This is a genomic window from Streptomyces fuscigenes, assembly GCF_021556455.1.
Lineage (GTDB): Bacteria > Actinomycetota > Actinomycetes > Streptomycetales > Streptomycetaceae > Streptomyces > Streptomyces fuscigenes.
The window spans coordinates 1-7,448 of sequence record NZ_JAKGCV010000277.1 but is presented as its reverse complement, the minus strand read 5'-3'; the positions used below and the strand labels follow the sequence as shown (position 1 = coordinate 7,448).

At 73.6% G+C, this 7,448-nt stretch carries 6 protein-coding genes and 1 riboswitch; of the genes, 3 read left to right on the top strand and 3 right to left on the bottom strand.

The window, feature by feature from the left end; all coding sequences use genetic code 11:
* Positions 1-116 precede the first annotated feature (116 nt).
* From L1885_RS19855 to L1885_RS19840, 3 genes are all read right to left on the bottom strand, one after another.
* Complete coding sequence (locus tag L1885_RS19855) at positions 117-806, bottom strand: transglycosylase family protein (protein WP_235798509.1); 690 nt, start codon at positions 804-806, stop codon at positions 117-119.
* A 3-nt stretch (positions 807-809) separates the two neighbouring features.
* A riboswitch (cyclic di-AMP (ydaO/yuaA leader) is annotated at positions 810-1,036 on the bottom strand.
* 321 nt (positions 1,037-1,357) lie between these two features.
* Positions 1,358-2,713 (bottom strand): transglycosylase family protein, encoded by a 1,356-nt coding sequence (locus L1885_RS29230; protein ID WP_308117358.1) that lies wholly within the window; start codon positions 2,711-2,713, stop codon positions 1,358-1,360.
* Positions 2,714-2,957: 244 nt separating this feature from the next.
* On the bottom strand, positions 2,958-4,205 hold the full coding sequence (locus L1885_RS19840) for a cytochrome P450 family protein (protein ID WP_235798508.1): 1,248 nt from the start codon (positions 4,203-4,205) through the stop codon (positions 2,958-2,960).
* A 360-nt stretch (positions 4,206-4,565) separates the two neighbouring features.
* Here L1885_RS19840 and L1885_RS19835 point away from each other — a divergent pair, with 360 nt between their 5' ends.
* From L1885_RS19835 to L1885_RS19825, 3 genes are all read left to right on the top strand, one after another.
* Positions 4,566-6,467 (top strand): amidase, encoded by a 1,902-nt coding sequence (locus L1885_RS19835; protein ID WP_235798507.1) that lies wholly within the window; start codon positions 4,566-4,568, stop codon positions 6,465-6,467.
* On the top strand, positions 6,464-6,694 hold the full coding sequence (locus L1885_RS19830; protein WP_235798510.1) for a hypothetical protein: 231 nt from the start codon (positions 6,464-6,466) through the stop codon (positions 6,692-6,694). The genes L1885_RS19835 and L1885_RS19830 overlap by 4 nt, the downstream gene beginning before the upstream one ends.
* Positions 6,695-6,857: 163 nt before the next feature.
* Positions 6,858-7,430, top strand: coding sequence for a HutD/Ves family protein (locus L1885_RS19825; protein ID WP_235798506.1), 573 nt, complete (start codon positions 6,858-6,860; stop codon positions 7,428-7,430).
* The last annotated feature ends 18 nt before the right edge of the window (positions 7,431-7,448 follow it).

The window sequence follows — 7,448 nt, the reverse complement described above, 5'->3', positions numbered from 1 at the left end:
CGGCCGGCCTGCGGGGCAGGCCGGCCGAGACGGCCGGGCGGTTTCGGGACGGACACGCGGTGCGGAGCTCGCGGGCGGCTTCCCGCCCGCGGCCGGGCGGGCGGCCGCCGGGCGGGTCAGTGCAGGTGCAGCTGCTGGCCCGGGTAGATCACGTCGGCGTCCGTCACGATCTTCTTGTTCAGGTCGAACAGCTTCTTCCAGCCGCCCTTGACGTGGTGCGCGGTGGCGATCTTCGAGAGGGTGTCGCCGGCCTTGACCTTGTACTCGCCGTCGCCCTTCTTGATCACGGTCGGGCGTGCGTTGCCGCGGCTGGCGGGCTGGGCCGGCCGCTGCGGCTGCGCCGGGCGCGACTGGGTCGTCGACTGCTGCTGCGCCGGAGCGGAGTGGGTGGTGGTGTTCGTGTTGGTGCTCGGGGCCGGACCGGAGCCGCCGGGGCCCGACAGGCCCTTGCCGCAGACCGGCCAGGCGCCCTTGCCCTGGCCCGCGAGGACCTTCTCGCCGATGGCGATCTGCTGCGCCTTGGTGGCCTGGTTGGCCTGGGGGGCGTAGGCGGTGCCGCCGTACGCGGCCCAGGTGGAGCTCGTGAACTGCAGGCCGCCGAAGAAGCCGTTGCCGGTGTTGATCGACCAGTTGCCGCCGGACTCGCACTGGGCGACGGTGTCCCACTCGGAGACGGACGCGGCGGACGCCGACGTGGCGGTCAGCAGCGGCACGGCGACGGCCGCGCCGGTGACTCCGGCGAGCGTGGCGTAGCGGACGGCCTTGGACGGGCGGCGGTGCTTGTGGGCCTTGCTGGAACGCAGCATGAAGCATCTCCTCACCGACGCCTGCGAGGTCAGCTGTCGGGTTCGGGCGCAGTGAGTTGCCCGGTCGCGATCGGCCCACGTGTCGTGGTCCACGCGGTACGCACAGGCTGTGCGTGCCGCTCGCGGCTTAACCCCAAGCCGGGCCGCTGGGCCGTCCATCCACGGACGGCCTTCCCGGACCGGCGGCGGAACCTTGGGTCCCCCGCTCCTGCCTTCGGCGCTTGACGCGACGACTGTTCCGGCCGACCGACGGCAGGATTCGGCGTTTCGGTCGACTGGGCCCGCGGTGCGAGCGGTGAAGACCGTAAACATACGACTGTCAGATCTTCAAAGAAGGACATCCCGGCGAAAACGCCCATTGCGTTCACCCGCTTGGACTCATTTCCGCAGGTGAAGCCCGAAACAGGCCGATCTGGTGGGCCATTTCGACCAAACAACCCGAAGAGACGCTTGTCTCACTTTCACAGAATCGGACATAGGGGGCCGAACTGGCAGCGCACGGGGGCCACTTCGTGGCCACCCGTGCGCCGCCCCCGCTTCACCCCTGGGCGTCAGCCGACCCCGAGGTCCAGACTCTGGCCAGGAACGATGTGGTTCGGATCGGACCCGAGCGCGGCCTTGTTCGCCTCGTACAGGGCATGCCAGCCGCCGTCCACCCGCTGGCTCGCCGCGATCCCGATCAGGCTGTCGCCCGCGTGGACGACGTAGCGCTCGCCCGAGCCGCCGCCGGCGGCGGCGCCGCGTGACGACGTGTCAGCCGTTGCCCCGGACTGACCGTTCTGGCCGTTGTGACCGTTGTGTACGGTGCTGCCCGTTGTGGGGAGCGCCGAGGTGCCCGAGGCATCCGCGGCGGAGCCGGCGCGGTGCTTGCCGCCGGCCGTCGAGGGCAGTGCCGCGCCCGTCGTGCCGGACGCTCCGGGGAGGTCCTGGGCGCCGTTCGCCGCGGACGCCCCGGGGACGGACGGCGTCGCGGCGCCGTCCTGCCCTGCCGCCTGCGTGCCCGTGCCGCTCGCCCAGGGGACCTCGGCGGGGAACTGCCACGGCGAGCGGGCCGCGTCGGCCTGCGCGCCGGGGTACTGCGGCGCGAACGGGATGCGGATGAGGGGCGCACCGCCGCGCGCCGTACCCGAGTCCGGGACGACGCCCGGCAGGTCGCCGTTGCCGATGGAGCCGACGCCGCCGGTGACGGGGGCCGACGGGATGCCGCCGCTGTTGTCGTGGCTGACGCTCAGCGGGATGCCGCCGTCGTCCGTGGAGCCCGTGGCGTGCGTCGGGGCCCGGTGCTTGCCGCCCGTCGCGTGCGGGCTGCCGTGGCCGCCACCGTGCGTGGAGCCCGTCGCGCCCGGGGACGTGGAGCCCGAAGGCGTGGACGAGCCGGTCGTCGCCCCGGAGCCCTGGCCGCCGTCCTGCGTGCCGGAACTCGTCGACGGGTCGGGGGTGGCGGAGTCGTCCGGCGCGTCCGGCGTGGCGGAAGTGCCGGGGTCCGGCGTGCCCGAGTCGTCGGAGCCGCCGGAGTCGTGCGATCCCCCGAGCAGGCCGCCCACGACGCTGCCCAGGGTGCCGCTGTCGTCGCTCCCGCCGGAGCCGGTCGCGGACGCGGCCTTCGACAGCCCGGCCTCGTCGGCGCAGTTCGCCCAGGTGCCGGACCCCTGCGCCGCGAGGATCTTCTCCGCGACCGCGATCTGCTGCGTCCGGGTCGCGAGGTCGGGGCGCGAGGCGTAGTCGCTGCCGCCGAACTCGTCCCAGGCGTCCTGGCTGATCTGGACGCCGCCGAAGTAGCCGTTGCTGAGGTTTGCGTTCCACACCCCGCCGCTCTCGCACGCGGCGACCTTGTCCCAGGTGGAAGCGTCCGCGGCGTTCGCGCTCGCGGCGCCGAGCAGCGGGATGGCGATGGCGGAACCGGTCACCCCGGCGGCCACGACTATCGCGGGCGCCTGGCGGGGGCGACGGTGTCGACCGTTCCCGGACATGCGATTACCTTCCGTTTACGTGGTCGCGCATGGAATGTGCGACGCGCGAAGTGACGCACCACCGTGGGGCAGTACACGTCTCCCGTGGCCGGTGAGTCGCTCGGAAACGTAGCGTCAGTCGAACGCTTGTCACAAGTCGGTCCAGCCGCGATCACGCGAATATCACAGACTTGACACGAGCTCAGTCACGCAGCGGCGCGAAGCGGACCGGAAGCGTGCGCAAACCGCGCATGATGAGCCCGCCACGCCACCGCAATTCGGCCGGATCGGCCGCAAGCCGCAGATCGGGCAGGCGCGTCAGCAGGGTCGTGAGTGCGGTCCGTCCTTCGAGACGGGCGAGCGGGGCGCCGAGGCAGTAATGGATTCCGTGGCCGTAGCCGAGGTGTTGATTGTCACGCCGCCGCAGATCGAGCGTGTCGGGCGCGGAGAACCGCCCGGGGTCGCGGTTGGCCGCGGCCAGCACCACGAGCACCGGGTCGCCGGTGGCGATGTCCTGGCCGCCGATGGTCAGGGGCCCGGTCGCGTAGCGCCAGGTCGCGAGCTCGACGGGGCCGTCGTAACGCAGCAGCTCCTCGATGCCGGTGACGAGCAGTGAGCTGTCGTCCGTACGCAGCGCGGCCTGCAGCGCCTCCCGCTCGTCCGGGTTGCGCAGCAGCGCGTACATGCCGTTGCCGATCAGGTTCACCGTCGTCTCGAAGCCGGCGAAGAGGAGCACGAAGCACATCGCGGCCACCTCGTTCTCCGACAGCTGCTCCTCGTGGTCGCTGGCGCGGATCAGGCCGGAGATGAGGTCGTCGCCGAGGTCGAGGCGCTTGCGGTGGATCAGGTCGGCGAGGTATGCGCGGATCTTCTTGACGGCGCGGGCGACGCCGCCGCGCGGCCCCCCGCCGTGTCGGATCATCATCCCGGCCCAGTCCCGGAAGTCGTCCTGGTCCTCGGCGGGGATGCCGAGGAGGTCGCAGATCGCGTAGATCGGCAGCGGGAACGCGAACTCGTGGATGAGGTCGGCGGTGCCGGAGGCCGCGAACCGGTCGACGAGCCGGTCCGACAGCTCCTGCACGCGGGGCGCGAACTCCGCGACCCGGCGCGGGGTGAACGCCTTCGACACGAGCCGGCGCAGCCGGGTGTGGTCGGGCGGGTCGATGTTCAGCAGATGCGTCATCAGATCGGCGCCGCGCTCCCCCGGGATCCCGGTCTTGCCGCGGGCGTGCGCCGGTTCCGCGTGGTGCACGGGGTTCTTCGACAGCCGTGTCTCCGCGAGTGCGACCCGGGCGTCCGCGTACCGGGTGACCAGCCAGGCCTCGACGCCGCTGGGCAGCCGGGTCCACCGCACCGGGGCGTGCTCGCGCAGCCAGGCGTACGCGGGGTAGGGGTCGGTGGCGAACTCCCACGAGAAGAGTTCGGGGGTCGGCGAGGCTGCGTCGGACATGCGCAAACCGTACGGGGCGCGCGCGGGGCCCGGGCGGGCCGCCCACCGCCCGCCCTTCGCCGCGCACCCGTCCGCTCACGCGGCCTGCCCGTCCTCTTGTATCCCGTCCTCTTATATAGGGGGAGGGAAGCCGTCGGGACGGGAGAGCCGCGGGGAGCGGAGAGCGCCCTGCGCACGGACCAGAACACCCCTTCTCCGACGGAGAAGAACAGCCCCCTATATAGAGGAGGGCCGGGCCGACCGGGAGCCCTGAGCGGCGGGCCCCAACCGACCTTACGTGCGCGCCATTCCGCCGAAACAAACCCGTTCGATCATTCTTCCGTACGGGACATTCCACTCCTCCCTCAGGAGTACGCCAATATGCCCAGAGCAAGCGACGCCTCATCCATCACCCGGGGCCCCAACCGGCGCACCCTCCTCGGCGGTGTCGCCGCCGTGACCGGCGCCGCCGCCATGGCGGCCGCCACCCCCGGTCCCGCGCACGCGTCCCCCACCACCGCCCCGCCGCCCCCCGGCCCCGTCGCCGCGTTCCCCGACGTCTCCGCCGTCCCCAGGAGGGCGAGACTCGTCGACTACGAGGTGGTGGAGCTGGCCTCCCTGCTGCGCGCGGGCCGCACCACGTCCGTCGCGGTCACGAAGGCCTACCTCGACCGGATCGACCGCTTCAACGGCCCGTTCGAGACCTACGGCGACAACGGCCTCTACAACGCGTTCGTGCGGCTCGACCGCGACGGCGCCCTCGCCGCGGCCCGGTCCGCGGACGCGAGGTTCGCCAAGGCCCGCAGTAAGAAGGACAAGGACGCGCTGCCGCCGCTCCTGGGCATCCCGATGGGGATCAAGGACTCGGTGGCGGTCGAAGGGCTCGACGCCAAGGACGGCAGCCACGCCTTCGACGGCAACACCGCGCTGCGCGACGCCACCGTCGTCGCCCGTCTGCGCGAGGCGGGCGCGGTCATCCTCGGGCACACGGTGTGCTCGGCGTTCTCCGGCTCCATCACCGGCACGTTCGCCGGCAACGCGTGGGACCTCGCGTACGTGCCGGGCGGGTCGAGCCAGGGCAGCGGCGTCGCGCCGGTGGCGCGGCTCGCGGCGGCCTGCATAGGCGAGGAGACCGGCGGTTCGATCATGATGCCGTCGTCCGCGAACGGCGCCAGCGGCATCAAGCCGTCCCTCGGCACCTCGTCCGTCGCCGGGCTGATGCCGTTGTCACCGGGCTACGACGTCCTCGGCCCGATCGCCCGCTCCATGCGGGACGCGTCGCTGATCCTGTCCGTCATCCACGGCCCCGACCCGGCGAACGATCCGCTGACCCTCTCCGCCCCCGACCCCTTCCCCGCCCTGCCGCTGACGCCCCGCAAGGGGAAGCGGCCGCTGGCCGGGCTCACGATCGGGATCCCGCAGACGGACTGGATGCGCACCTCCCAGGGGATCCAGGTGGGCACGCCGCCGCAGCAGACCTACGACGCGGACCACCGCACGGCTTTCGAACGGCTCCGGCGCCAGCTGACGGCGCTCGGCGCCGAGGTCAGGGAGTTCGAGGGCCTGGACGTCACGAAGGCGGCGAACGACCCCTACTTCAACAGCACCGACGTCCTCGCCACGGTCGACGGCTCGTCGGTCTCGCCCTCGTCGGCCGTGCTCAGCCCCAACCGCTACGAGATCGGCTACTGGCAGGCGGTCGGCGCCTTCGCCGCCACCCGTCCGGCCGACCAGGCCGCGGCCCTGCTCGCCCAGTACGGCCGCAAGGGGCCGAACGACGCGGCGGCGTCCTTCGAGTCCGCGGCCCGCCTCGGCGGCGGGGTGCCCGCCTCCGCCCGCGTCGAGGGCGAGCACCGCAGGCGGACACTCCAGGCCAACTACCAGGCCGCCCTGGACGCGGCCGGCGTCGACTTCATGCTCGTGATGAGCCTGGGCGCGCGGATCGGCCTGCGGCAGGGCGGCGGTTTCCCCGTCTACCGCGCCTACTACCAGCTGCCGAACGCCCTGGCCTGGCCGATGGTCTCCTTCCCCGTCGGCTACGACTCGACCGACGCGGGCCTGCCCATCACCGCCCAGTTCTGGGGTCCGCGCTTCAGCGAACCCGCCATCGTCCAGGCCGCCATCGACTACCAGGACCGCTGGCCCGAGTACCACAACGCGGCCCCGCCCGACCCGAAGCCGCGCGCCGCGACGACGCGGCCGCGGACCCTGGTCGTCAGGAAGGACCCGACTCCGCCCGAGCTCTCCAACGACCCGCTGGTGGCGGAGGAGGCCCTCCGATGACGGCGTCCCCGACGTTCCTCACCGTGGGCTGGACCCCGGTCGTCAACGCGGGCCTGCCGCCGCGGCACCCGGCGGACGGCACCCGGCCCCTGGCCACGGTCGGCTGGCTGCCGAAGCTCGGGACCGAGTACTACCCGTACCCTCCCTCGCCCGCGCTTCCCGCACCGCCCGCACTCCCGGTACCGCCCGTACCGCCCGTACCGCCCGGCCGGCCGGCGGCGCCCTGAGCCCGGCCCGCACGGGGCCCCGGTTCCGGGTGGACGAGCGCCTCGCCCCGCCGGGGGCGGGCGTTCGTCCACCCGCCGGGGGCGGACGCCCCGCCCGGGGCCGGCGGGCGCGGTTCGTATGCTGGCCCGCGTATCGGACGGGCCGGACGAGGGAGCGAGGCGCATGGCGACCGCAGTGCTGCGCGAGGGCGAGTACCCCAGGGTGCCGTGGAAGAACGGCGGCGGGACCACGCGGGAGGTCGCGGCGCGGGCGTCCGGCGACGGCGCGGGCTTCGACTGGCGGGTGAGCGTCGCGGACGTCGCCGCCGAGGGGCCCTTCTCGCCGTTCCCCGGCGTCGACCGGGTGATCACGCTCGTGGACGGCGACGGCATGGTGCTGACCGTGGACGGCGCCGAGCACCGGCTCGAACCCCTGGGGCCGTTCGCGTTCCCGGGCGACGCGGCGACGGACTGCCGCCTGCCGGGCGGGCCCGCGCGGGACCTGAACCTGATGACGCGCCGGGGGCGCGCGAGCGGGAGCGTGCGCGTGAGCGACGTCTCCGGCGGGCTCGCCCTCGACTGCGCGGACGGCGAGACGCTCCTGCTGCTGCCCGTCACCGGCGGCCTCGCCCTGGACACCGGGGCCGAGGCCGCCCCGCTCGCCCGGCTCGACTGCGTACGGCACGACGGGGCGGGCACGGTGCGGCTGACGGGACGCGGGCGGGTCGCGGTGATCCGGGTCGCGCCAGCGCGCTGAACACGGCCGGCGGCCGGG